Origin of the sequence: Pseudomonas sp. BRM28 (genome assembly GCF_002939405.1) — a bacterium.
In the GTDB taxonomy this organism is placed as follows: Bacteria; Pseudomonadota; Gammaproteobacteria; order Pseudomonadales; family Pseudomonadaceae; genus Aquipseudomonas; species Aquipseudomonas palmensis.
This window is the reverse complement of sequence record NZ_PEFV01000001.1, coordinates 3,606,446-3,631,575: the sequence shown is the minus strand read 5'-3', so window position 1 is coordinate 3,631,575 and position 25,130 is coordinate 3,606,446. Positions and strand designations below refer to the sequence as shown.

Genomic DNA, 25,130 nt, shown 5'->3' with positions numbered 1-25,130 from the left:
CACCTGATGGAAAATGCCCGACGCCTCTCCCCACCAAAAGGCTTCTGCATGGACAAGCTGGACCGGGCAATACTCGACCTTCTGCAAACCGACTGCACCCGCGCGGTGGGCGATATCGCCGAGCAGATCGGCCTGGGCACCACCGCCTGCTGGCGGCGCATCCAGAAGCTCGAAGAGGCCGGCATCATCCGCGGCCGCGTGGCCCTGCTCGACGGCAAGAAGCTCAATGTCGGCGTGGTGGTGTTCGTCTCGATCAAGACCACCCAGCACAACGCCGACTGGCTGGCCGGCTTTCATGCCGCCGTGGCCGGTATCGACGAAGTGCTGGAGGTGTACCGCATGGCCGGCGACACCGACTACCTGCTGCGCGTGGTGGTGCCGGACGTGGCCGCCTACGACGCGGTGTACAAGCAGTTGATCCGCATTCCGGGCCTGTCCGACATCAGCTCCAGCTTCTCCATGGAGCAGATCAAGTACTCCACCCGCCTGCCGCTGCGCTATGCGCCCTGAGCCGATCACGCTGCACCAGGCCGGCGCCGACGACAGGCAGGCTGCCGTAGCATTCGTGATGCAGGCCCGCGCCGCGCTGTTCCCCAAGCTCGCCGCCACCGGGATGCCGGCAGACCTGCAGCAGTTCGAACAGGTCTACCTGCACGGCGCGGGGCGTTTCCTGCTGGCCCGCTGCAATGGCCAGATCGTCGCGGCCATCGGCTACCTGCCTTACGACCACCGCTTCCGCCAGCTCGACTACCGTGGGCAGAAGGTGGTGGAAGTGGTGCGCCTGTTCGTGTTGCCGGCCTATCGCCGCAGCGGGCTGGCCGGTGAGTTGTACCGCGCGTTGCGTGAGCTGGCGCTGCAGGACCAGGTGCAGGTGCTGTACCTGCACACCCATCCGTTTCTGCCAGGCGCCATTGGTTTCTGGCAAAAACATGGCTTCGAGATCATCGATGTGGAAGCCGACCCGGTGTGGCAGACCACCCACATGCAATGTCGCCTGCCCGCCGGCTGAACCTCAGAAGCGCCCGTTGAGCGGGTATTCCACCGCCAAACGGATCTGGTCGGCATCCAGCTCGGCCTGGGCAGTGTTGCCCCGGTGCACGTTGTGCCGCAGCGACACGGTGGTGCCCTTGGCCACGCCGCCCTGCACCACGTAGCGCGCCTCCAGGTCGCGCTCCCAGTGCTTGCCGCCTTCGCCGTAGCCCAGGTACGCATAGCCGCCACGCGGGTCGACGTGGCTGCCATCGATGCGGCTGCCGCGCACATACGCCGCACTCAGCACCAGCCCGGGCAGGCCCCACGGGGTCATTGCCAGGTCGTAGCGGGCCTGCCACGACTGCTCGTTGGGGGCGTTGAAGTCCGACAATTGCACGGCGTTGCTGATGAAGATCGCGCCACGGGTCACATAGTCGAACGGTGTGTCGCCATCGACCTTCTGGTAGCCCAGGCTGAAGCTGTGCGGGCCCTGGGCGTAGGTCGAGAGCAGGCTCCAGGTGGTGTTGTCGATCTGCCCGGACAACGCCTTGCCGGTGTCGGTGGTGCGGTACAGGTTGAGGTTGAAGGTGAGCGAGCGGTTGGCGTCCAGTGCATGGCTGAAGGTGCCGCCCAGGTAGTGCTGGTTCCAGGTATCTTCGTAGCGCGAGGTGTACAGGCTGGCGCTGAGGCTCGGGCTTGCGCTGTAGACCACCCCGGCCAGGTCGAAGGCATCGCCCTTTGCTGCGTTGGAGTAGTTCACCACGAACCCCTGGTCATGGCTGCTGGCGTTGCGGTCGGTGCTCTCGGTGAAGTGCCCGCCTATCAGTTTCACCCCATCGAATTCGGTGCTGGTGACAAATACCCCGGTGGCAGTTTCGGGCAGCAGGCGGCTGTCGGACGAGCTGAACACCGGGGTCTTGACCCGCTGTTCGCCATACGACAGCACGGTGGAGGAGGCCCGAAGCTTGACCGCCGCGCCGCCGCGGCTGAACTCGTTCTTGGGGTGACCGTGGTTGTCCAGCCCCAGCAGGCGCGCCTTGCCGGCGCGTCCGCCGCCGCTGTCCAGTTGCACGCCAAGGTAGGCATGGGCATCCACGCCCACGCCGATCAGGCCCTGGGTGAAGCCCGACTGCAACGTGCCCATCAGGCCATAGGCCCATTCCTCGGCATAACCGTTGCGCTCGGCACGGGGCTTGTAGGCATTGCGTGCGCCGCTGTTGCGCGCGCCGTGGCGGTATTCGCGGTTGTCGTACACGCTGCGGTTGAGCAGGCTCCAGGTGCTGTCTTCGATAAGGCCGTTGGCCTGCTCCTGGGCCGATTCGGCCAGCACCAGGGGCGCCGGCCCGGCCAATGCCAGCAGCAGGGCCGAACGGGTGCGCAGTGCGATCATTGTGCGGCCTCGCGTTGCAGCAGGGCGGCAAGACGATCTGCTGCACGCCTGGGCAAGGTGCTCGGCAGGCTTGGTGGCGTGGCGGCGGGCTCACCGACCTGGATCAGCATCACCATGCCCATCGACAGGTGCGGGATGCACTGGATGCCGTACAGGCCCGGCACGTTGAAGGTCTGCTCGATTTGCTGGTTGATCCTGCCCTTGAACGCCTCGGCGCCTTCGGGCAGCAGGCCGGGCAGCGAGGCGGCATTGTGCCCGCTCTGGGTGGCGATGAACTTCACCGAATCGCCGGGGGCGATGCGCAGGTAGTCCGGCTCGTACACCATGCTGCCGGTCGTACCACGGTTGAGCATTTTCACTTCGTGCACCTCGGCCGATACCGAAGGGGCGAGCAGGGCGCTGGCGAGCAGCAGGGGCAAGGCGGCAAGGCGCATGGGCGGGCTATCCATTTCAGGTCAAGGGGAACGAACGCGCAGGATCTGCGCGCCGTCGAAGGGGTCGGTCAGGTAGTGCGCCTGCACCCCGAAGGTGGCCTGCAGGCGTTGCGGGGTCAGCACCTGCAACGGCGGGCCGACATCCACCAGGCGCCCGCGCTCGAGCACGGCCAGGCGATCGCAGGTGAGGGCCTGGTTGAGGTCGTGCAGGGCGATCAGGGTGGTCACTGGCAGCGCCTGAACCAGGCGCAGAATGCCCAGCTGGTGCTGGATGTCGAGGTGGTTGGTCGGCTCGTCGAGCAACAGCAGCTGCGGGCGTTGCGCCAGGGCCCGGGCGATGTGCACGCGCTGGCGCTCGCCACCGGAGAGGCTGCGCCAGCTGCGTGTTGCCAGGTGGGTGGCATCCACGTCGGCCAGGGCCTGCTGCACGATGGCGTGATCGTCTGCCGACCACGGGCGCAACGCCGACAACCACGGCGTGCGGCCCAGGGCCACGGCATCGAACACGTTGATCGCATCGCTGGTGTCGGCCTGTTGCTCGACCACTGCCAACCGCCGCGCCACCTCGCGGCGTGGCAGCTGCCTGAGCGCGTTGCTGCCCAGCTGCACCTCGCCGCAGGTGGGCGTGCGCAGCCCGGCCAGCAGCTTGAGCAGGGTGGACTTGCCCGAGCCGTTGGGGCCGACGATACCCAGGGTCTCGCCACGGCGCACCTCAAGGTCGACCGCGTCCAGCAGCACGGCATCGCGCACCTTCAAACCCAGCCCGGTGCAGCGCAGTGCAGCTTCATCCAGCGGGTGGGTGACAGCGTTCATCGGGCGCTCCTGCGGCCAATCAGTATCAATGCGAACACCGGTGCGCCGACCAGCGCCGTGATCACCCCCACCGGAATCACCTGGCCCTTGATCAGGGTGCGCGAGAGCACGTCGGCGGCAATCAGGAACAGCGCGCCACCCAGCGCGCTGGCCGGCAGCAGGCGCGCATGGGGGGTACCGAACAGCAGCCGCATCGCATGCGGAATCACCAGCCCGACAAAGCCGATGGCGCCCACGATCGACACCATCACTGCCGTCACCAGTGCCGCGCAGCTGATCAGCAGCACCTGCACGCGGCGTACCGGGATGCCCAGCGAGGCGGCCGAGTCGCTGCCGAAGGTGAAGGCGTCCAGCGCCCGCCGATGCCATACGCACACCGCAAGGCCGGCCAGCGCCACCGGCAGCGCCAGCCACACCGACGGCCAGCGCACGCCACTGAGGTTGCCCAGCAGCCAGAACAGGATGCCGCGCGCCTGCTCGGCACTGGCCGACCGGGTGATCAGAAAGGCGGTGAGCGCGTTGAACAGCTGCGAGCCGGCGATCCCGGCGAGGATGATCTGCCCCGTGCTGTTGGACGGCCCGCTGGCACGGGCCAGCAGCGCCACCAGCGCGAAGGCCGCGATGGCCCCGACGAAGGCGCCCAGCGACAGCGTGATCGCCCCCGCGCCCAGCCCCAGCAGCGCCACCAGCACCGCGCCGGTGGAGGCGCCGGCCGAGATGCCGAGCAGGTACGGGTCGGCCAGCGGGTTGCGCAGCAGCGACTGCAGTACCACCCCGCAGGTGGCCAGCCCCGCGCCGCAGGCGGCGGCCACCAGCGCACGTGTCAGGCGGTAGTTCCACACGATGCCTTCATCGATCGGGTCCAGCAGGTGCCCGGCGGCCCACAGCTTGTTGGCCAGCACCTGCAGCACCACCGAGGGGGCGATCGGCGTTTCGCCAATCGCCACCCCTGCCAGTATCGCCAGCAGCAGGGCCAGCCACGCGAGCAGGCCGCGCACAACGCTGCCTGTCATGGCGCCAGGTCGAAGCCGTTGATGGCCGAGGCCAGGGTCTCCATGCCGCTGAACAGGCGCGTGCTGGCCTGCATGGCGTGCGCATCGAGAATCACGATGCGGTTGTGTCTGACCGCGTCCATGTTGCGCGTGACCGGGTCGCTGCGCAGGAGTTCGAGTTTCTTCTGGTAGTCATCGGCCGGGAAGCGACGACGGTCCATGCGCGCGATCACCAGGAAGGTGGGGTTGGCCTTGGCGATGGTTTCCCAGCCCACGGTCGGCCATTCCTCATCGGACTGCACCACGTTGCGCACGCCCAGGGTCTGCAGCATGTAGTCGGGGATACCCTTGCGCCCGGCCACGTACGGGTCGATGTCCAGGTCTGCGCTGGAGAACCAGAACAGGGCGCTGGTGTCCTTCAGATCCTTGCCCTTCACGGTGGCGGCAGCCTTGGCCAGGCGTGCCTTGAGCTCGCTGTTCAACCGCTCGCCACGCGCCTGCACGTCGAAGATCTCGGCCAGCTGGCTGATGCTGTTGTAGATGCTGTCGATGCGAAACGGCTCCAGGCGGGTGCCGTCGGCGCCGACCAGGTTGTCCTTGCCCTCGCAGTCGGACGGCATCAGGTAGGTGGGGATGTTCAGCTCATGGAACTGCTCGCGGGTGCCGACCACGCCCTGCGGGCCGACCATCCACTCCAGCTGCACCGCCACCAGTTGCGGGCGCTTGCCGATCACCGCCTCGAAGCTGGGGTCGTTGTCGGCCAGGCGCTCGACCTTGTCGTTCTGCACCTTGTACTGCGCCAGCACATCGTTGAACCACAGCGAGGTGCCGACCAGCCTGTCGCCCAGGCCCAGTGCGTAGAACATCTCGGTGCCGGCCTGGCCGATGGTCACGGCGCTGTCGGGCGCGTGCTGGAAGGTCAGCGGCATGCCGCAGTTCTGCAGCGTGAGCGGGTAGTGGGTCGGGGCGGCCTGGGCCAGGGTCGACAGACCCAGGCCCGCGAGCAGGGTGACAAGGCGGGGCAACTGCATGATGCGATCTCCATTCGAACCGTACACGGGCAGGGGTGTACAACCTGGAAACACATCGACAGGCGCTGCCGCGCGGGCAGGGCAAGGCCGTTCGGCGCGCGGGGCGCTCGCGGCACAGATGTACTCCCCGGACACCCCGCCGGTTAGTGATTGTTGCTGTGCCGGCAGGTCTCCTGACTGGTGCGTCGTCACCTGGCTCCGGCCTTCCCGGGGGGCACCCAGTGGCATTTCAGGAGCAGGCTCGGCACTTACAGTTGCGGGGGCAGTTCCGTTTGACGCCATGCAGTGGCGTCTCGGATTCCCTATTGATTCCGTGTGGAAACCGGCGGGCGGCATGGTAGTCGATCACGCCGCCCGCAGGGAAACAAAACCCCGCCAGCCTCAGAGGTACTTGAGCCAGGCAATGTCGCGACGGCGGGCCTTGAACGCGGCAAACCAGCGCACCGGCGGGAACAGCGCCACGGCCAGCAGCACGGCGGTCAGCCACACCGCCCAGATACCATCGAAGCCGAAGTAATTGCCCTGGTTCAGGCCCAGCAGTGCAACGCAGCCCAGGTACGCCACTTTCAGCACATACAGGTGCAGCAGGTAGAAGAACATCGGTGCGGCGCCGAACACCGCCAGGGTGCTGATCCACCGGCGCTGCCCGGCGCGCTCCAGGCCCAGCAGCAACAGCAGGCCAGCCCCCAGGGTCAGGGCCAGGAACAGCAGCGAGGGCGGGTACTTGGTGATGTTGAAGAAGCTCATCAGGGTGTGCGCGGTATCGGCCTGAACCGTCCATGGCGCCTCGCCGTAGCCGTTGAGCAGGCGCAGGGCGACAAAGCCGAGCAGGGTTGCCAGGCCTGCCAGCAGCAGACGGCGCTGGCGCGTGGCGGCCGGCATCGAGTGGGCGAACCAGGGGCCCAGGCCGTAGCCCAGCGCGATCACGCCGACCCACGGCAGCACCGGGTACGAGGTACGCAGGCGCAGGCTGTCGGAGAACTCGAGCCAGCCTCGGTCATGCAGGATCGCCCACGGCACGTGCAGCGCAGAGCCCTGCGCAAAGTGCAGGCCGTCGAGCAGGTTGTGACCGGCCACGATCGCGGCGCCCAGCACCAGCAACAGCGGGCGCGGCAACCACACCAGGGCCGCCAGGGCGATCATGCTGATGCCGATGGCCCAGATCACCTGCAGGTAGATCACGCTGGGCGGCAGCTGGAAGGTCCAGGCGACGTTCACCAGGGTGAACTCCAGCACCACCAGAAACAGCCCGCGCTTGAACAGAAAGGCCGACACATCGCCCCGGCCCTGGTGCTTCTGGCCATAAAGCCAGGCCGACAGACCGGTCAGCAGCACGAACACCGGGGCGCACAGGTGGGCCAGCGTACGGCTGACGAACAGCGCAGGTTCGGTACTGTCGATGGCCATCGGATCGCTCACCTGGCGGTGCAGGAAGAAGGTTTCGCGCACGTGGTCCAGCAGCATGAACAGGATCACCAGGCCCCTGAGGGCATCGATGGACAGCAGGCGTTGGCTCGGTTTGCTGGCGGCGGGGAGGGCAGTAGCGCTAGTCATTGAAAGGTCGCAGGCAGAGGGGGCGAATTGAATGGTTACTGTATAACATTTCTATTCGCTCGGTAAGTCTTCCTTACAATCTTGACTGCCATGCTGCGACATCAGACCGCACCCATCTGGCGCTGCGCGCTGGAACCCGTCGACCCTGCGTGACAAAATGCCGCCTCGCAAAACCCTTGCACAAGGCTCCCGCTCTCGGGGCCGGCACCTTCCCAAAAGGATGGTTACATGAACGATTTACTGACCCGGCGCACGGTGATCGCCGGGCTCGGCCTGCTCGGCCTCGGTGCCCTGGCAGGTTGCAACAACTCCGGCGCGCTGGACTTCAAATACGGCAAGGACCTGAGCAACAAGATCCTCGGCCGCACCTTCAAGCTCAAGGATCCGCAAGGCAACGTGATGACCCTGTCGAGCTTCCAGGGCTCGATGCCGATGGTGTTCTTCGGCTTCACCCAATGCCCGGCGGTGTGCCCCACCACCCTGGCCCGCGCGGTGCAGATCAAGAAGCTGATGGGCCGCGACGCCGACTTCCTGCAGGTGGTGTTCATCAGCCTGGACCCCGAGCGCGACACCCCCGAAGTTCTGGACGCCTACGTCAAGGCCTTCGATCCCTCGTTCGTGGCGCTGTCCGGTACCCTGGAAGAGACGGCCGCAGTGGCCAAGGAATTCGGCGTGTTCTACGAGAAGGTGCCGGCCGGCGACACCTATACCATTTCCCACAGCTCGACCAGCTACGTGTTCGACTCGCGTGGCGTGCTGCGCCTTGGCCTCTCGCATTCCCTCAATGCCAGGGAATGCACCGAAGACCTGCTTACCGTAATGGAGGTTTGTTAATGCGTTCTCCCGTGAAACACGCGCTTGGCGCGATGGCGTTGCTGTCCCTGTTCGGTGCGGCGCTGCCCGCCGTTGCCCAGACCACCGTGGGCGAGCCCTGGGTGCGCGCCAGCGTGCCGCAGCAGCAGTCGACCGGTGCGTTCATGACCCTCACTGCCAGCACCGACAGCAAGCTGGTGGGTGTCGAGTCGCCGGTGGCCAAGACCGTGCAGGTGCACCAGATGCAGATGCACAACGACGTGATGAGCATGAGTGAAGTCAAGGCGCTGGACCTGCCCGCCGGCAAGCCGGTGGTGCTCGACACCAATGGCTACCACGTGATGCTGATGGGCCTGGTCAAGCAGGTGAAGGAAGGCGACACGGTGCCGTTGACCCTGATCGTCGAAGACGCCAAGGGCCAGAAGGAGTCGATCAAGGTCGACGCCCCGGTGCGTTCGCTGACCGCCACCGACGGTCACGGCGAGCACTCGATGCACGACCACAGCCACATGTAAGTACCCGCCGCGCCGGCCCTTGCGCCGGCGCAATCCGTTCCTGCCGGGTGGATCGCCACCCAACGGGTTCAACTGGCCTGCGCCAGATAGTCCCGCAGCCGATCCTGCAGATACCACACACCTTCAGCGTGTTTCAGGTAATCGCTGATCGGCATCATCTGCCAGTACTGGCCTTCGTCGCCAAATTCGATGGCATCGATTTCCCCCTGCGTGATGTGCCCCACCAGAAACCAGGACTCCCAGCCGGGTCTGGCCAGGCTGGGGTAGTTGCGGCGCCATTCGATGCGTTCGGGGGGCAGGCGCAGGGCGAACTCTTCGTCCAGCTCGCGCAGCGCGCATTCCACCGGGGTCTCATCACCTTCGCGCCCCCCGCCGGCAAAGTCCCAGCAGCCGGGGAAGGGGATGGTGCTTTTCACGTCGCGCCTGTAGGTGAGCAGGTGGTCGTGGAACAGCAGGGCGAGTTTGGCACCGCAGAAGGGTTTGAGGGGCATGGATACTGGCCTCTGGCAGGACGGGGCGTTAGGCACCGGGCCGATATTTATACGACGGTTCTGCAGGTTGCGCGGCGTTTTTTGTGGTGTGGGCTGCCGGGCAGCTCCTGGTCACACAGGCATGCGCCGCCGACGGGTATAACTGAACCCGGGAATAAGGATATGCTGTTTCGAAATATTACAAATTGGTGAGGGCAGAATGCCGTTAAAGGACCTGTTGCTGGCGCTGGTGGTGATCGTCGCCTGGGGCCTGAATTTCGTGGTGATCAAGGTCGGCCTCGACGGCCTGCCGCCCATGCTGCTGGGTGGCCTGCGCTTCGTGCTGGTGCTGTTTCCGGCGATCTTCTTCATCAAGCGCCCGCAACTGCCGTGGCGCTGGTTGCTGGCCTACGGCACCACCATCTCGCTGGGCCAGTTCGCCTTTCTGTTCGAGGCCATGGGCAACGGCATGCCGCCGGGCCTGGCGTCGCTGGTGCTGCAGTCGCAGGCCTTCTTCACGCTGTTCTTTGCCGCGATGTTTCTCGGTGAGCGGCTGCGCGCCGCCAGCCTGCTGGGGCTGCTGGTGGCCGCCGGGGGCCTGGCGCTGATCGGCAGCGAGAACGGCAGCCACGTGCCATTTTTGGCCCTGGTGCTGACCCTGTGCGCCGCCGCATGCTGGGCCATGGGCAACATCATCACGCGCCGCTTCGGCAACATCGACCTGGTGGCGCTGGTGATCTGGGGCGCGCTGATCCCGCCGTTGCCATTCTTCGCCCTGTCGTGGTGGCTCGAAGGGCCGGCGCTGATCGAAAGCTCGCTGCGCGGCATCGGCCTGAACTCGATCCTGGCCCTGGCGTACCTGGCCTTCATCGCCACCATGCTCGGCTACAGCCTGTGGAGCGGCCTGCTGTCGCGCTACCCGGCGGGCAAGGTCGCACCGTTTTCGCTGCTGGTGCCAGTGGTGGGGCTGAGCTCCTCGGCGTTGCTGCTGGGTGAGCGCCTGAGTACCCTGCAATGCTGGGGTGGGGTGCTGGTGATGGTGGGGTTGCTGATCAACGTGTTCGGCTCGCGCCTGCGTCAACGTCTGCGGGCCGCGCTGAGCTGAGGCCCCAGGGCGGCGGTGGAACGATCCGCCGCGCACGCCGCTCCAATTCCAGACCCTCGCCGACCAAGGTCCGACCATGAATTCACCTCGATCCACCACGCCCCATGCCGGCCCGGCCGGCATGGTCAAGGTGCGCGGCGCGCGCGAACACAACCTCAAGAACGTGGATGTGGACATCCCCCGCGATGCGCTGGTGGTGTTCACCGGCGTGTCCGGCTCGGGCAAGTCGTCGCTGGCGTTCTCGACCCTGTATGCCGAGGCCCAGCGCCGCTATTTCGAGTCGGTGGCGCCCTATGCGCGACGCCTGATCGACCAGGTCGGGGTGCCGGATGTGGACGCCATCGAAGGCCTGCCGCCGGCGGTGGCCCTGCAACAGCAGCGCGGCACCCCCAGCGCGCGCTCCTCGGTGGGCAGCGTGACCACGCTGTCGAGCCTGATTCGCATGCTCTATTCGCGCGCCGGCAGTTACCCGGACGGCCAGCCGATGCTGTATGCCGAGGACTTCTCGCCCAATACGCCCCAGGGCGCATGCCCCGAGTGCCACGGCCTGGGCCGGGTCTACGAGGTGGACGAGGCCTCGATGGTGCCCGACCCGTCGCTGACCATCCGCGAGCGTGCGGTGGCCTCGTGGCCGCTGGCGTGGCAGGGCCAGAACCAGCGCGACATCCTCGTGACCCTGGGCTATGACGTCGACATTCCGTGGCGCGACCTGCCCCAGCAGCAGCGCGACTGGATCCTGTTCACCGAGGAAACCCCCACTGTGCCGGTGTATGCCGGCATGACCCCGGCCCAGACCCGCGACGCCCTCAAGCGCAAGCTCGAACCCAGCTATCAAGGCACCTTCAGCGGCGCGCGGCGCTATGTGCTGCACACCTTCACCCATTCGCAGAGCGCGCTGATGCGCAAGCGCGTCAGCCAGTTCATGCGGGCCAGCGCCTGCCCGTTGTGCGCGGGCAAGCGGCTCAAGCGCGAGGCCCTGACCGTGACCTTCGCCGGGCTGGACATTGCCGAGCTGGCGCAGTTGCCCTTGCTGCAGCTGGCCGAGGTGCTCAAGCCGGTGGCCAGCGCCACCTATGTCGAGCATGGCGACGCGCAGGGTGCGGTGCTGACCCACGCGCAAACCCGTGACGCCCGCCAGCAGCGCGCGGCCAGGGGCGACAACGCCCATGCCGGCGGCCCGGACGTGCGCCACACACCCAACCTCTCGCTGGAAAAACGCCTGGCCGCGCAGCGCATCGCCCAGGACCTGCTCGAACGGGTGGCCACCCTGATTGACCTGGGCCTGGGTTACCTGGCCCTGGAGCGCAGCACGCCGACCCTGTCCTCGGGCGAGCTGCAGCGCCTGCGCCTGGCCACCCAGCTCAACTCGCAGCTGTTCGGGGTGATCTATGTACTGGACGAACCCTCGGCCGGCCTGCACCCGGCCGATGGCGAGGCGCTGTACGAGGCCCTGCTGCGCCTCAAGGCCGCGGGCAATTCGGTGTTCGTGGTCGAGCACGACCTGGACACCATGCGCCGCGCCGACTGGCTGGTGGACGTGGGCCCGGCGGCGGGTGAGCAGGGCGGCCAGGTGCTGTACAGCGGGCCCCCGGCCGGGTTGGCCGAGGTCGAGGCCTCGCAGACCCGCAACTACCTGTTCGGCGCCCAGGCCGCCGTGCCGCGCACCCCGCGTGAACCCGGCGGCTGGCTGCGCCTGGAGGGCGTGACGCGCAACAACCTGCACAACCTCGATGCGGCCTTCCCCCTTGGGTGCTTCACGGCCGTCACCGGGATTTCCGGCTCGGGCAAGTCCAGCCTGGTCAGCCAGGCGCTGCTGGAGCTGGTGGGCGCGCACCTGGGCCAGGCCACTGCGCCCAGCGAGCCCCAGGAGCAGAGCCTGGAGGATGACGTGGCGCAGGCCAGCGGCGGCCAGGTCACGGCGGGCCTGGAGCACATCCGCCGGCTGGTGCAGGTGGACCAGAAGCCCATCGGCCGTACCCCGCGCTCGAACCTTGCGACCTACACCGGCCTGTTCGACCACGTGCGCAAACTGTTCGCCGCCACCGATGCGGCCCGCGAACAGGGCTTCGATGCCGGGCGCTTCTCGTTCAACGTGGCCAAGGGCCGTTGCGAAACCTGCGAAGGCGAAGGCTTTGTCAGCGTCGAGCTGCTGTTCATGCCCAGCGTCTACGCACCGTGCCCCACCTGCCATGGCGCCCGCTACAACCCGCAGACCCTGGCGGTCACCTGGCAGGGCCTGAACATCGCCCAGGTGCTGCAGCTGACGGTGACCCAGGCCCTGGCGGTGTTCGAGCAGCAGCCGGCGGTGCAGCGTGCCCTGGCGGTGCTGCACGAAATCGGGCTGGGCTACCTGCGCCTGGGCCAGCCGGCCACCGAGCTGTCGGGCGGTGAGGCGCAGCGCATCAAGCTGGCCACCGAACTGCAGCGCATGGCCCGCGGGGCCACCCTGTATGTGCTCGACGAACCCACCAACGGCCTGCATCCGCAGGATATCGACCGGCTGATGCTGCAGCTGGGGCGCCTGGTGGATGCCGGGCATACGGTGATCGTGGTGGAGCACGACATGCGCGTGGTGGCCCAGAGCGACTGGGTGATCGACATCGGCCCGGGGGCGGGGGACCAGGGCGGCACGCTGGTGGCCTGCGGCACGCCGCAGCAGGTGGCGGCCAGTGCCCACAGCCGTACCGCGCCGTTTCTGGCCCGGGCCCTGGGCTGAGGCGGCTCAGGCGTCGAGGCTGCGCCGAACCTTGTCCAGCAGTTCGTGGATCTGGAACGGCTTGGTGACGATGTCCATGCGCTCACCGAGAAAATGCTGCCGGTCGATGGCGTTCTCGGCGTAGCCGGTCATGAACAGCACCGGCAGGCTCGGGCGCAGCATGCGCGCGACATTGGCCAGCTCGCGCCCGTTCATGTGCGGCAGGCCCACGTCGCTGAGCAGCAGGGCGATGCTCGGGTCGGCATGCAGTTTCTGCAGGGCGCTTTCGACGTCCGGCGCCGGGGTGCAGCGGTAACCGGCATCGGTCAGCACCTCGCAGACGAAACTGCGCACCACCGACATGTCCTCGACCACCAGCACATGCTCGCCGGCGGTACTGATCACGGTGTCGGGTGTGGGTTCGGTGATGCTCAACAGCGGGCTCTGGCTGGCCGGCAGCAGCAGCGTCACTTCGGTACCGCGCCCGCCGGTGCTGCGGATCTGCACGTCGCCGGCCGACTGGCGGGCGAAGCCGTAGATGGTCGACAGCCCCAGCCCGGTGCCCTGGCCGATGGGCTTGGTGGTGAAGAACGGGTCGAAGACCTTGCCGATCACCTCGGGGGCGATGCCGCTGCCGTCGTCGCGCACCGACAATGCCACGTAGGCGCCATCGGCCAGCTTGAGGTCGTCCTGGGTGTGCGCCGCGTAGGTGCTGATCCAGATGTTGCCACCCTGGGGCAGCGCGTCGCGCGCGTTGATCACCAGGTTGAGCACGGCGTTCTCCAGCTGGATCGGGTCTACCAGGGCCACGCTGAGGTGCTCGCTCAGGTTCAGGTGCAGGCTGATGTGTTCGCCGATGGTGCGTCGCAGCAGTTCCTCCAGCGAGCGGATGTGCTGGTTGATGTCGGCCGGGCGGGGGTCCAGCGGTTGCTGGCGGGCAAAGGCGAGCAGGCGGTGGGTCAGGGTGGCGGCCCCCATGGCGGCGCCCAGTGCAGCGTCGGCGTAGGACTGCACCTTGTCGACGCGGCCCTGCTCGATGCGTTTCTTGATCAGCTCCAGGCTGGTGATGATGCCGGTGAGCATGTTGTTGAAGTCATGGGCGATGCCGCCGGTAAGCTTGCCCAGTGCGTCCATCTTCTGCACCTGCAGCAACTGCGCCTCGGTACGGGCGCGCTCGGCCACTTCCTGGGCCAGCAGGGTGGTCGCGCTGTCCAGTTCGGCGCGCTGGGTGCGTTCGCGGTGGCGCTGTTCGGTCACGTCCTCGACGAAGATCAGGCTCGACTCGCCGCTGCGGTAGGGCGACACCTGCCACTGGGTCTCGCGCAGCTGGCCGTTGACGCGCATGTGCAGCAGGCCCTTCCAGCGGTCCCGGGTGCCGAGCCTGCGCAGCAGCTCGTCGATCACCGGCTGCTGGTCGTCGGCAAAGCACTCGACCAGGGTGTCGGGGCTCAGGTTGTCCTGGATCAGCTGGGCGAACGCCTGGTTGCATTCGTGCACCTTGAGCCCGGTGCCCAGCAGCGCGATGGGCGCGGCGGTGCTGACGAAGATCTCGCGAAAGCGCGCCTCGCTCTCGCGCAGCGCCTGCTCGGTGTCGCGTACCCGCAGCAGCGTGCGCAGGGTGGCCAGCAACACCTCGGGGTCGACCGGGTGGATCAGGTAGGCGTCGGCCCCGGCGTCCAGCCCGGTGATGATGTCGCCGGTACCGATGGCGGCCGCCGATACGTGGATCACCGGCAGCAACGCGGTGGCCGGGGTGGCGCGCAGGATGCGCACGATATCGAAGCCGCTCATGTCCGGCAGGTGTACATCCAGGATCAGCGCGTCGTAGGTCTGGCTGGCAATCAGCTCCAGGCCCTCGCCACCGGTGCCGGCCTCGTCGATGCGGTAGCCATGGCATTCCAGGCGCCGGCGCAGGGCATAGCGGGTGACGATGTTGTCGTCGACGATCAGCAGGCGGATGTCAGGCTTCATCACCAGGCTCCTGGGCCAGCGCCAAGGGGATCACTACGTAGAAGGTCGAACCGACCCCGGGCGTACTCTCGACCCCGACCCGGCCACCCAGCAGCGCCGCGAAGCGCTTGCACAGCGACAGGCCCAGGCCGGTGCCACGCAGGCGCTTCTGCAGCGGCGAGTCGATCTGTGCGAAGTCCTCGAACAGCGTGTCGTGCAGCTCGCCCGGGATGCCGATGCCGGTGTCGTGCACCGCAAAGCGGATCTGGCCGTCGTCTTCCAGTTGCGACGATACCCGCACTTCGCCACGGGCGGTGAATTTCAGCGCGTTGGAAATGAAGTTGCGCAGGATCTGCGCCAGCTTCTTGTCGTCGCTGTACAGGCGCGGCAGGCCCTGGGGCTCTTCGAAGATCAGGTCGACCGCCGAGGCATCGACGATCGGCCGGAACATGCCGCGCAGGGCCGCGAACAGGTCGAGCATGTCGAACCAGGCCGGCGAGATGGTGATGCGCCCGGCCTCGATCTTGGCCAGGTCGAGCAGGTCGTCGACCATGTCGCTCAGTTCGCGCGCCGAATTGCTGACGAAGGTCACCTGCTTGTGCTGCTCGGGGCTCAGCGGGCCGTCCAGCTCGTCGCTGAGCAGGCGGGCGATGCTCAGGATCGAACCCAGCGGCGTGCGAAACTCGTGGCTCATGTACGACAGGAAGCGGCTCTTGAGGTCCGAGGCCTGGCGCAGTTGCTCGGCCTGGATATCCAGCTCGGCATACAGGGCCAGCACGCCCTGGTTGGTTTCTTCGAGTTCGGCTCGCAGGGCGTCGCCCTCTTCACGCAGCCGCGCGATCAGCGCCTGCGCCTCGGTGTCGGCAAGGGTAGGGGAATCAGCCACTTAGGGTCTCCAGGGCAACAACCAGCACGGTGACATCATCGCGGCCTCGGCAGAAGTCGCGATGCAGCACGGCGGCGATCAGTGCCGGGTGCTGATGCATGAGGCCAGGATACTGCTGCAGGTCCCAGCGCGATTGCAGCCCGTCGCTGTAGAGCACCAGCAGGTTGGCATGCACATCAGCATAGTCAAAGGGGCGCACGCGACGGAATTGCCCGCCGACGATACCCGGGTGCGAGGCCAGGCCACGACTGCTACCGGGTGCGAGCAGGTGCGCGCCGATGTTGCCGACGCCGCTGAAACGCAGCGCGCCGTTGTCGTACTGGGCGAAGGCCGCGGCGCCGCCACGGGTGCCCTGCATGTTGACGTGCATCGCCTCGAGCACCTGCGCGGGGTCGGCGAACGGGGCCTGGGCAAAGGCCTGGGTGCCGGCGTGGGCGGCCCGTTCGGCGAGCTCGCCGTGGCCCAGCCCGTCGACCACCAGGGCACTGATGCGCTGGCCGTCGTAGGCCAGGTACCAGGCATCGCCACAGGCCGGGTCGTGATGCAGGCTGTGCTGGCTGGCGCCCCAGCGCAGGTCGCAGGCCGCGCTGCTGCGTGGGTACAGGCGCGCCAGCACGGCGGCGCCACGGCTGTCGGCGTACACATCGAACACATCGGCCAGGCGCTTGATCGCGCCCAGGCCGATGCCCTGGGTACCGCCGGTGGAGAACCCGTCGGCCAGGCAGTGGTGCAGGTCGAAGCCTGCGCCACGGTCGATGGCGATCAGTTCCAGCCCGCTGTAGCCGCTGTTGGGCAGCACCCGCAGGTGCAGTTCACCGCGCCCGGCATGCTTGAGCAGGTTGCTCGCAAGCTCGGTGGCCAGCAGCGCGGCGCGCCCGGCGTCGGTGTCATCGAAACCCTGCTGTTCGGCCAGGCGTTGCACGCAGCGCCGGGCATGACCGACCTGGCTCTCGTCTTCTATCGGCAGCACCTGGGTCAGGCTGCCCAGGATACTCAGGCCCATCGCAGAATCGTCACGCGCGTGCCGGCCCCGGGGGCGGTATCCAGTTCGAACTCGTCCACCAGGCGCTTTGCCCCGGTCAGGCCCAGGCCCAGGCCGCCGCCGCTGGTCCAGCCATCGGTCATGGCCAGCTTGATGTCGGGGATGCCCGGCCCTTCGTCGCGAAAGGTCAGGCGCAGGCCCTTGCGATGGTCCTTCTCGACCACCTGCCAGTCCATGTGGCCACCGCCGCCATACACCACGGCGTTGCGGGCCAGCTCGCTGACCGCCGTGACCAGCTTGGTCAGGTTGATCAGGCTCATGCCGCAGCCCTGGGCCAGGGTGCGCGCCAGTTGCCGTGCACGTACCACATCCTGCTCCAGCAGGATGGGCTGGGTGCCGCTTTGCTCGGCGCTCATTGCGGTGCAGCCGAGTTGTTGAGCAGGCGCATGCCGCGCTCGGCGTTGAGCGCGGTACGCACGCCGGGCAGGGTCAGGCCCAGTTCGACCAGGGTGATCGCCACGGCCGGCTGCATGCCCACCAGCACGGTCTGCGTGTCCATGATGCGCGACACCCCGGAGATGGTGCCGATCATGCGGCCAATGAAGGAGTCGACCATGTCCAGCGCCGAGATGTCGATCAGCACGCCCTTGGCCGAGGTCGCGCTGATGCGCTCGGACAGGTCGTCCTGCAGGGTCATGGCCAGCTGGTCATGCATGTCGACCTGGATGGTCACCAGCAGGAATTCGCCGATTTGCAGAATCGGGATGCGCTCCATGGCTTCAGCCCGCCTTGGCGACGGACAGGCCCAGGCGATGCAGGGCCAGCTTCAGGGCGTCGGCCAGGTTGGCCTTGGTCACCACGCCCTGCAGGTCCAGGCCCAGGTGCACGATGGTCTGGGCGATCTGCGGGCGTACACCGCTGATGATGCAGTCGGCGCCCATCAGGCGGATGGCGGTCACGGTCTTGAGCAGGTGCTGGGCCACCAGGGTATCGACGGTGGGCACACCGGTGATGTCGATGATGGCGATTTCAGAGCCGGTGTCGACGATGCGCTGCAGCAGCGATTCCATCACCACCTGGGTGCGTTGCGAGTCCAGGGTGCCGATCATCGGCAGTGCGAGTACGCCGTCCCACAGCTTGACCACCGGGGTGGACAGCTCCAGCAGTTCTTCCTGCTGGCGCTTGATCACCGCCTCGCGGGATTTCTGGAAGGTGCGGATGGTGTGCAGGCCCAGGGCATCGAGCAGTTCGGACACCTGCAGCAGCTGGTTGGCCAGTTGCGCCGGCTGCTCGCTGTACTCGCGCTGCAGCAGGGCGAACAGCGGGCCCTTGAGGGAGAAGATGAAGGTGGCGGTCTGCTGCGAGTCCTGGCCGAGCAGGGCGCGGCTATGGGAGAGCTTTTCCAGGAACAGGCGCACATCGTCCCAGGCACCGGCGTTGAGGTTGCTGGCATCGCCGTTCTGCAGGCCGGCGTGCAGCAGGTCGAGAAACTCTTCGGTCTGGCGCTTGAGGTCGTCGGCCTTGAGGTTGCGCGTGGCACCCGACGCGTCCAGCCCGGCCAGCCATTCGGCTACCAGGGAGGCCTGGTGGGTGCGGATGGCGGTGAGGGTGACAGGTTGCAGTGCAGCCATTTGGACAAGCTCCTGAGCAGGGTAGGTAAGGCACATGCGCATCTGAGTGTGCAGGCCTGATTCTAGTTCGATATTGCCTTCATCAAATTTTTTGCAGGCCCTCAGCTCCCGCTGGCGGGGCGCGGTTGCAGCATCGGGTCGTAGGGGTTGAGCTGGCGCAGCGACTCGAGCAGGGCATTGGCTGTGTCCACCTGCCGGGCCTGTTGCAGATAATGCATCAAGGCCAGCCGAACATCACGGTTAAACGGTTGTTGTTGCAGGCTGCTCCACAGTTGTTGCATTGCCGGCTCGCGCTGCCCCTGATCGTGCAGGGCCACCGCCAGCACATACCCGTAGCCGGCGTTCTGCGGGGCCAGCTGCACGGCCTTGCGCAGCGCCACCAGCGCTTCGTCGCGACGGCCCTGGCGAATCAGGGCCAGGCCGTGGGCCTGCTGCAACAGCGCCGAGTCGGGGTGCTGGCGCAGGCTGTCTTCCAGCAGCGTGCGTGCTTCGTCCTGGCGGCCATGGCTGTCCAGCCACTGCACCAGGGCCACACGGGCCGGCAGGAAGTCGGCGTCGCGCAGCACCGCGCTGCGCAGGTACGGCTCGACCGCATCGGTGCGTCCGCTGGCCTGGTACAGCAGGGCCAGGTTGAGGTTGGCTTCGGCGCGTTCGAGCAGGCTCAGCTGCACGCTTTCGTATTCGCCCAGCGCCTGCTCGAACGCCGCCTGCGCCGCGCCCAGCCCGGCTGCCCGTGCCGGCAGCAGGGCGTAGGCGGCCGCGATGCGCACGGCCAGCACCGGGTCACGCAGCAAGGGGGCCAGCGGCATGCTTCGCTGTTGCGGGGGCAGCAGCGCGGCCAGGGCTTCCACCGCCGCGGCGCGTACCTGCGGTGCGCTGTCGCCCAGGGCGCTGCGCGCCGCCTGCAGGGTACGTTCGCTCGGGTAGTTGGGCAGTTCGGCGAGCAGGGTGGCGCGGCGGATCGCCGGCAGTTCGCTGTTGGCCAGTTGCGTCAGCAGCGCCTGGGCGGCACCGGGTTTGCCGCTGCGCAGCAGGTCCAGGCTGGCAGCGTAGGCCGGTGTGTCGGAGGGCCGGTCGGCGTACCACAGCGCGAACTGCTCGCTGACGCGCTGCCCGGCACTGCCCTTGTGACACCCCAGGCAGGCATCCGGCGTGCCCAGCGCCAGTGCCTGGGCCGGTGCCGGAATGCTGAAGCCGTGGTCGTGGCGATAGTCATTGACCATGTAGAACTTGCCGGGCATGTGGCAGCTGACGCACTGCGCCGCGGGGCTGCCGGGGGCATGGTGATGGTGCTCGGTGGCGGTATAGTCGCGGGCCTTGAGCCCGGCGCCGTCGACCCCGGCCACGCCGGTCTTGCCCGCAGGGTTGTGGCACTGCAGGCACACCCCGTCGCCCGGTGCCTTGAGCTGGGTGCTGTGGGGCTCGTGGCAATTGCTGCAGCGCACGCCCTTGGCGAACATCTTGCTCTGGGTGAAGGCGCCGTACTCGAACACCTCGTCCTTGATCTTGCCGTCCAGCTCATACAGCTCGCGGGTCAGGCGGCTGGGCAGGTAGTCGTCCATCAGGCGGCGCTCGTTGTGAAAGCCATCGCCCAGCGGCGCGCGGCGCGCATGGCAGCGGGCACAGGTCTCGACTTCGGCCAGGTTGCCACCCTCCACCAGGCTCTGCTGGAAGCCGGCATGGGCAACCTGCCTGGCCGGCTTTTGCGCCGCCCACGCCAGGTGCCCGGAGGCCGGGCCGTGGCACGCCTGGCACCCCACGCCCAGGCTGTTCCAGTGGCTGTCGAAGGTGGCGCTGGCAGCGTTGAAATTGCGCTTGAAGCCGGTGGTATGGCACTCCACGCACATGAAGTTGGCATTCTGCTGCGGCTTGCTCCAGTGCAGCGGGTTCTTGAAGTCCACGCCCTGGCCGGGGTACAGGTGAAACCACTGCTGCTGGTGCGTATCCCAGGCCACCCCGAGCGCCTGCAGGTGCCCGCCGCCGGTGTCGATCAGGTACTGCTGCAGGGGCTCGATGCCGAAGGCATAGGCCACCTCGAAATCCTGGGGCTGGCCGTCGGCGCCTGGGGTGTTGACCCAGAAGCGGTCGCCCTGGCGAAAGAAGCGCGTGGTCTCGCGGTCGCTCTTGAACTGCACGTCGGCGAAATTGCCCAGCACGGTCTGGGCGGTGGCCGGCTGCATCGCCAGCTGGTGATGGGAACCTTGCCACTGGCGAACCTGTTCGCCATGGCAACCCTGGCAGGTGGCTTCGTCGACCAGCGCCGGGGCGGGGCTGCTTGGCGCCGGCGGGGCTGGTGGCGTGCTCTGCGCGGCCACCGGCAGGCGTGCCGGGGCACGGTCGAGGGCGAACCAGGTGCCCAGCAGGGCCAGCAGGACCGCCCCGGCCAGCACCGGCCAGAGCAGGCTGGTGCCGCGCACGGGGGGCTGTTGGGGCGGCGTAACGGCGCGCTTTTTCGACATGCAGACGTCCATGCTGTTGGGGTAAGGGGCGCTTCAATCAGGCGGCGCGCTTCACGGCATGCCCAGGAACCAACGGTAGTACGGGTTGCTGCCATCTTCTCGCATCACGCCCTGAACCTGTCGCGCCCAGGTGTCGCGCTGGCCGCGGTAGGCGCTCAGGCCCACCTGGTAGAAGCGCTGCAGGCGCTGGCGCTGGTCGTTCAGGCGCAGGCTGGCCAGGGCATCGGCGCCTTCCAGCGGCACCGGGCTGTCCAGCGCCAGCAGGGCCGGCAACACCCGGGTGATCTCGTCGCTGCGCACCCAGGGGGCGTACTCGATGCGTGGCTGGTCGTCGGTGACGGCCGGGGCCTGTGCGGCAAAGCGCTCCAGGCCGGCGCGGTCGGTGACCCAGGTGGCCAGCAGTGCGGCCGGCGAGTCCACGCCCACCTCGGCCAGGGTGCGTTGCACGTGGGGTTGCGCCAGGCGCGCGCTGATGCGCGGCAGGTCCAGGCGCACCGGCTGCAGCGAGCCGACCAGCAGCATTTCATGGAACTCGGTGGTCCACAGCGAGGCATGCGGGAACACGTCGATGAAGCTGCGCACCAGGGCACGGCTGTCGTCGATGTTCTGGGTGGGCAGCGGCAGCCACTGGGCGACCAGGCCCTGGGGGTTGAGGCGGCTGGCGGCCAGCTGGTAGAAGTCACGCGAGTACAGGTTGACCACGCCGGCTGCCGAGGGGGGCGGTGGCTCCAGGGTGATCAGGTCGTAGGGCTGCGGGCTGGCCAGCAGTTCACGGCGCCCGTCGCGCAGGCGGATGTCCAGGCGCGCATCGTCGGCGGCGTGGTAGTTGCCCTGGAACAGCGTCGAGGCGTGCACCACCGCCGGCAGCAGTTCGGCCACCACGCGTTGCTCCAGGCCCGGGTAGCGCAGCAGGGCGCCGGCGGTGATGCCGGTGCCCAGCCCGATCACCAGCGCCGAGCGCGGCTCGCCGTTGTGGATCAACAGCGGCAGCAGGGCCTGCAGGCGCATGTAGCGCAGCGACGGCATGGCATCGCCGGTGTTGGACACGCCCTGGATGTACAGGCGACGAAAGCTGCCCTGGGGCTTGTGCTGTTCGACCACGGCGACCGTGGCGCCACGGCCTTCCTGATAGAACACCAGCTCGCCGCTGCGCGCGCCGGGCAGCAGGTTGGCCAGGCGCTGGGGTGGGGTGAGCAGGGCGGTCAGGAGGCTGGCCAGGGCAATGGCGTAGAGGGCGATGAATCTGGGTTGACTGAGCGCGCCTGTTCGCTGGCAAGCCCGCTCCCACAGGGTTCGAGCAGATCCTGAGCCTGTACCTGCAGGCGCTGGCCTTGCCGGCGAAGCGGCCAGGCCTGCCCCCACCACAACCGCGAGTACCCCGACCCCTGCCGCCAGTACCGCCAGCACCCCCAGGCTGCGCACCAGCCCCAGCGCGGGCACCAGCACGAACCCGCACAGCATCACCCCGGCAATCCCGCCCAGGGTGTTGAGCGCCACCACCGCGCCCACGTCGCGCCCCGCATGGCCCGGCGCGCAGGCCAGGCGCAGCGCCACCGGAAACGCCGCCCCCAGCAGCGTGGTGGGCAGCAGCACGACGCTCACCGCCACCACCGCAAAGCGGGCACTCATGCCCGCCAGTGCGCTGCCGCCCAGGCCCAGTACCAGCGCTTCGGCCTGGGTCTGCGCACTGATCAGCCAGCGCCCCAGCCCGGCGATTTCCAGCAGCGCCAGCAGCCCCGCCGCACCGATCAGCACGGCAAAGGTGGCCCACGGGTCGCGCAGCCGCTCCACGCGCCGGGCAATCAGTGCGCTGCCCAGCATCAGCCCGGCCAGGTAGGTGGCCAGCATCACCGCGAAGGCGAAGGTGCGGGTGCTCATGAACTGCACCAGGGCCTGCGACCAGATCACCTCATAGCCCAGCGCAATGCCCCCGGCCACCGCGTACAGGGCCAGGGCCAGGCGCGCCGCCGGGCTGCGCGGGGCGCTAACGGTTACCACGGTGTCGGCTTCGACGTCCGGTGTCAGGCGCAGCAGCCACAGTGCACCGGCCCCGGCCAGCAGGTTGAGCACGGCGGCGGCACAGGCACTGCCGCGTACCCCCAGCAGCGGGATCAGCACAAAGGCTGCGAGCAGGGTGCCGACAATCGCCCCGGCCGTGTTGGCCGCGTACAGCTGCCCGCCGGCGCGTCCGGCCGTTGCCCCCTGCGCGGTCACGGCACGCACCAGCACCGGCAGGGTGCCGCCCATCAGCAGCGCCGGCAGGGCAACCAGGCTGAACGGCAGCGCCCAGGCCAGCAGCCCGATGCTGCCCTGCAGGCGGGCGAACAACCCGGCGCTGCTGCCCAGGGCCAGGGTGGCCGCGATGCCGACCACGGCCACGGCCAGTTCGAGCAGCGCATACAGGCGCAGCGGCTGGCGCAGCCGATCGGCGTGACGCCCCAGCCACCAGCCGCCCAGCGCCAGCCCGGCGAAGAATGCGCTGATGCCGGTGGTGATCGCATGCACTTCCACCCCCACCACCAGTGACAGCTGCTTGATCCACAGCACCTGATAGATCAGCGCCGCGCTGCCGGAGACCAGCAGCAGGGTCGCTGCCAGGGGCAGTGTGCGGGGTGGAGCGCAGGCGGCGGGGGCTTTGGCGTGTCGGGAGGAGCGGCTGGCGACCGGCATCAGGGCAAGGGGCCTTGTGGTGAGTGCTGGGAATACGCCCTCGCGGGAGGGACAACCAGTGCTTGAGCCTAGCAGCAGATTGGCGGGTTGGGCGGGTATCGCAGTCGGCAAAATGCCCCGTCAGGGACGAGGCATCCGTGTGCAGCTTGCCGCCTATTGCTTGCCTTGCTTCATCTTCTCCTCGATCTTCGCGTCCACCTGCTTGCGCACCTGGTCGACGCTGAAGCTGGCCGGGTGCTGGCTGGGTGGGTAGTCGATGAAGGTTTCCAGAAACACCGAAGCCTTCATGGTGGCGATGCCGGTCAGGTAGACGTTCTTCGCCAGCCAGTCGTTGTACTGGTCAGAGACCACGTCGGCGCGCTCATACGGGTCCATGCGCAGGTTGAAGATCTTCGGCACGCGCAGGCATACGAAGGGGTCCTGCCACACTTCGAAGCCGCCGGGGCGACGCTGTTCGCAGAACACCGCCTTCCAGTCGCCGAAGCGCATCGCCACCAGGTCGCCGTCGTCGTTGAAGTAGTAGAACTCGTCACGTGCGCCCTTGGGTTGCTGGCCGGTGAGGTAGGGCAGCTGGTTGTAGCCGTCCAGGTGCACCTTGAAATTCTTGCCACCGGCAGTCGGTGCCCAGCCCTTGAGCAGCTTGTCCTTCACGCCGGTGTCACCGGCAGCCGCCAGCAGGGTGGGGAACCAGTCCAGGCCCGAGAACATCTCGTTGGACACCGTGCCTTCCTTGATCTTGCCCGGCCAGCGGATGATCGCCGGCACGCGGAAGGCGCCTTCCCAGTTGGAGTCCTTCTCGCTGCGAAACGGCGTGGTCGCCGCGTCCGGCCAGGAGAACTGGTTGGGCCCGTTGTCGGTGGTGTAGATCACGATGGTGTTATCGGCGATCTTCAGGTCGTCGAGGGTCTTGAGCAGCTTGCCCACGTCGCCATCGTGCTCGAGCATGCCGTCGGCGTATTCGTTGCCGGGCATGCCGCTCTGGCCCTTCATCGAGTCGCGCACATGGGTGTACACGTGCATGCGCGTGGTGTTCATCCACACGAAGAACGGCTTGTCGGCGGCCACCTGCTTCTTGATGAACTCCTCGGCCGCGCCGGTGGTTTCATCGTCGATGGTTTCCATGCGCTTCTTGTTGAGCGAACCGGTGTCCTCGATCTTGCCGTCGGCGAAGGCGTGGATCACCCCGCGCGGGCTGAAGTTCTTCACGTAGGGGTCGTTCGGGTCCTTGGGCCAGTAGGGGCGCTCGGGCTCCTCTTCGGCGTTGAGGTGGTAGAGGTTGCCGAAGAACTCGTCGAAGCCGTGCTTGGTCGGCAGGTACTCGTCCTTGTCGCCCAGGTGGTTCTTGCCGAACTGCCCGGTGGCGTAGCCCAGCGACTTGAGTGCCTGGGCGATGGTGATGTCGCGGTCCTGCAGGCCCACCGGCGCCCCCGGTGCGCCGACCTTGGACAGGCCGGTGCGCAGTGGCGTCTGCCCGGTGATGAAGCTGGAGCGGCCGGCGGTGCAGCTGTTTTCCGCGTAGTAGTCGGTGAACAGCATGCCTTCCTTGGCAATGCGGTCGATGTTGGGGGTCTGGTAGCCGACCACCCCCATCGAGTAGGCACTGATATTGGTCTGGCCGATGTCGTCGCCGAATATCACCAGGATATTCGGCTTGTCGGCGGCACTTGCCGCCCCTGTCGCGAGCCCCATCACCGTGGCCGCGACCAGCGCGAGCTGCGGTGCCCATCTGCGTATGCGAGTCATCTGACTTGCCTCCCTTTCGCCATTC

22 protein-coding genes and 1 riboswitch are annotated in these 25,130 nt (G+C 67.6%); of the genes, 6 read left to right on the top strand and 16 right to left on the bottom strand.

From position 1 onward, the window contains the following. Positions 1–48 precede the first annotated feature (48 nt). Both CR917_RS17080 and CR917_RS17075 read left to right on the top strand, forming a co-directional pair. Entirely contained in the window at positions 49–510 is a 462-nt protein-coding gene (locus CR917_RS17080; protein ID WP_043861187.1) for an Lrp/AsnC family transcriptional regulator, read from the top strand. After that, positions 500–1,009, top strand: a complete 510-nt coding sequence (locus CR917_RS17075) for a GNAT family N-acetyltransferase (protein ID WP_043861188.1) — start codon at positions 500–502, stop codon at positions 1,007–1,009. Before CR917_RS17080 ends, CR917_RS17075 begins: the two co-directional genes overlap by 11 nt. Before the next feature lie 3 nt (positions 1,010–1,012). Here CR917_RS17075 and CR917_RS17070 read toward each other — a convergent pair whose 3' ends face one another. The 6 genes from CR917_RS17070 to CR917_RS17045 all read right to left on the bottom strand — a co-directional run bounded on the left by CR917_RS17070 (position 1,013) and on the right by CR917_RS17045 (position 7,186). Next, entirely contained in the window at positions 1,013–2,362 is a 1,350-nt protein-coding gene (locus CR917_RS17070; RefSeq protein WP_104572659.1) for an OprD family porin, read from the bottom strand. After that, entirely contained in the window at positions 2,359–2,796 is a 438-nt protein-coding gene (locus CR917_RS17065) for a pseudoazurin (protein WP_104572658.1), read from the bottom strand. Before CR917_RS17065 ends, CR917_RS17070 begins: the two co-directional genes overlap by 4 nt. Before the next feature lie 21 nt (positions 2,797–2,817). After that, positions 2,818–3,609 (bottom strand): ABC transporter ATP-binding protein, encoded by a 792-nt coding sequence (locus tag CR917_RS17060; RefSeq protein ID WP_058541264.1) that lies wholly within the window; start codon positions 3,607–3,609, stop codon positions 2,818–2,820. Continuing rightward, positions 3,606–4,622 carry an iron ABC transporter permease gene (locus CR917_RS17055; protein WP_104572657.1) on the bottom strand — a complete coding sequence of 339 codons (1,017 nt, stop codon included), beginning with the start codon at positions 4,620–4,622 and terminating at the stop codon, positions 3,606–3,608. Before CR917_RS17055 ends, CR917_RS17060 begins: the two co-directional genes overlap by 4 nt. After that, a complete protein-coding gene (locus CR917_RS17050) occupies positions 4,619–5,632 on the bottom strand; it encodes an ABC transporter substrate-binding protein (protein WP_104572656.1) in 1,014 nt (337 codons plus the stop codon). The genes CR917_RS17055 and CR917_RS17050 overlap by 4 nt, the downstream gene beginning before the upstream one ends. Positions 5,633–5,777: 145 nt before the next feature. Next, a riboswitch (cobalamin riboswitch) is annotated at positions 5,778–5,974 on the bottom strand. A 39-nt stretch (positions 5,975–6,013) separates the two neighbouring features. After that, on the bottom strand, positions 6,014–7,186 hold the full coding sequence (locus CR917_RS17045) for a DUF1624 domain-containing protein (protein WP_058541262.1): 1,173 nt from the start codon (positions 7,184–7,186) through the stop codon (positions 6,014–6,016). Positions 7,187–7,414: 228 nt separating this feature from the next. On the opposite strand from CR917_RS17045, the gene CR917_RS17040 reads away from it, so the two are divergent. Continuing rightward, positions 7,415–8,020 (top strand): SCO family protein, encoded by a 606-nt coding sequence (locus CR917_RS17040; protein WP_054915148.1) that lies wholly within the window; start codon positions 7,415–7,417, stop codon positions 8,018–8,020. Beyond that, positions 8,020–8,514 carry a copper chaperone PCu(A)C gene (locus CR917_RS17035; RefSeq protein ID WP_043861196.1) on the top strand — a complete coding sequence of 165 codons (495 nt, stop codon included), beginning with the start codon at positions 8,020–8,022 and terminating at the stop codon, positions 8,512–8,514. Before CR917_RS17040 ends, CR917_RS17035 begins: the two co-directional genes overlap by 1 nt. Before the next feature lie 68 nt (positions 8,515–8,582). On the opposite strand, the gene CR917_RS17030 is transcribed toward CR917_RS17035, so the two are convergent. Further along, positions 8,583–9,005 carry an NUDIX hydrolase gene (locus tag CR917_RS17030; protein ID WP_104572655.1) on the bottom strand — a complete coding sequence of 141 codons (423 nt, stop codon included), beginning with the start codon at positions 9,003–9,005 and terminating at the stop codon, positions 8,583–8,585. 199 nt (positions 9,006–9,204) lie between these two features. Here CR917_RS17030 and CR917_RS17025 point away from each other — a divergent pair, with 199 nt between their 5' ends. Beyond that, positions 9,205–10,089, top strand: a complete 885-nt coding sequence (locus CR917_RS17025; RefSeq protein ID WP_054915147.1) for an EamA family transporter — start codon at positions 9,205–9,207, stop codon at positions 10,087–10,089. A 76-nt stretch (positions 10,090–10,165) separates the two neighbouring features. Further along, positions 10,166–12,805 (top strand): excinuclease ABC subunit UvrA, encoded by a 2,640-nt coding sequence (locus CR917_RS17020; RefSeq protein ID WP_104572654.1) that lies wholly within the window; start codon positions 10,166–10,168, stop codon positions 12,803–12,805. Between the two features lie 6 nt (positions 12,806–12,811). Here the strand turns inward: CR917_RS17020 and CR917_RS17015 are convergent, their stop codons facing one another. The 9 genes from CR917_RS17015 to CR917_RS16975 form a co-directional block, all read right to left on the bottom strand. Beyond that, positions 12,812–14,755: a response regulator gene (locus CR917_RS17015; RefSeq protein WP_054915145.1), complete on the bottom strand. Its 1,944-nt coding sequence runs from the start codon at positions 14,753–14,755 to the stop codon at positions 12,812–12,814. Beyond that, positions 14,745–15,620: a sensor histidine kinase KdpD gene (locus tag CR917_RS17010; RefSeq protein WP_043861201.1), complete on the bottom strand. Its 876-nt coding sequence runs from the start codon at positions 15,618–15,620 to the stop codon at positions 14,745–14,747. Before CR917_RS17010 ends, CR917_RS17015 begins: the two co-directional genes overlap by 11 nt. Further along, complete coding sequence (locus tag CR917_RS17005; protein WP_173925056.1) at positions 15,613–16,623, bottom strand: ATP-binding protein; 1,011 nt, start codon at positions 16,621–16,623, stop codon at positions 15,613–15,615. Before CR917_RS17005 ends, CR917_RS17010 begins: the two co-directional genes overlap by 8 nt. Next, positions 16,614–17,018 (bottom strand): anti-sigma regulatory factor, encoded by a 405-nt coding sequence (locus CR917_RS17000; protein WP_043861202.1) that lies wholly within the window; start codon positions 17,016–17,018, stop codon positions 16,614–16,616. The genes CR917_RS17005 and CR917_RS17000 overlap by 10 nt, the downstream gene beginning before the upstream one ends. Continuing rightward, a complete protein-coding gene (locus CR917_RS16995; protein WP_043861203.1) occupies positions 17,015–17,377 on the bottom strand; it encodes an STAS domain-containing protein in 363 nt (120 codons plus the stop codon). The genes CR917_RS17000 and CR917_RS16995 overlap by 4 nt, the downstream gene beginning before the upstream one ends. 4 nt (positions 17,378–17,381) lie before the next feature. Further along, complete coding sequence (locus CR917_RS16990) at positions 17,382–18,233, bottom strand: STAS domain-containing protein (protein WP_043861204.1); 852 nt, start codon at positions 18,231–18,233, stop codon at positions 17,382–17,384. A 101-nt stretch (positions 18,234–18,334) separates the two neighbouring features. Beyond that, positions 18,335–20,692: a cytochrome c3 family protein gene (locus CR917_RS16985; protein WP_104572653.1), complete on the bottom strand. Its 2,358-nt coding sequence runs from the start codon at positions 20,690–20,692 to the stop codon at positions 18,335–18,337. A 51-nt stretch (positions 20,693–20,743) separates the two neighbouring features. Beyond that, positions 20,744–23,362, bottom strand: a complete 2,619-nt coding sequence (locus tag CR917_RS16980; RefSeq protein WP_104572652.1) for a fused MFS/spermidine synthase — start codon at positions 23,360–23,362, stop codon at positions 20,744–20,746. Positions 23,363–23,515: 153 nt separating this feature from the next. Beyond that, the gene (locus CR917_RS16975; protein ID WP_043859768.1) at positions 23,516–25,105 is read right to left on the bottom strand and encodes an arylsulfatase; all 1,590 of its coding nucleotides are present in this window, start codon (positions 25,103–25,105) and stop codon (positions 23,516–23,518) included. Between the last annotated feature and the right edge of the window lie 25 nt (positions 25,106–25,130).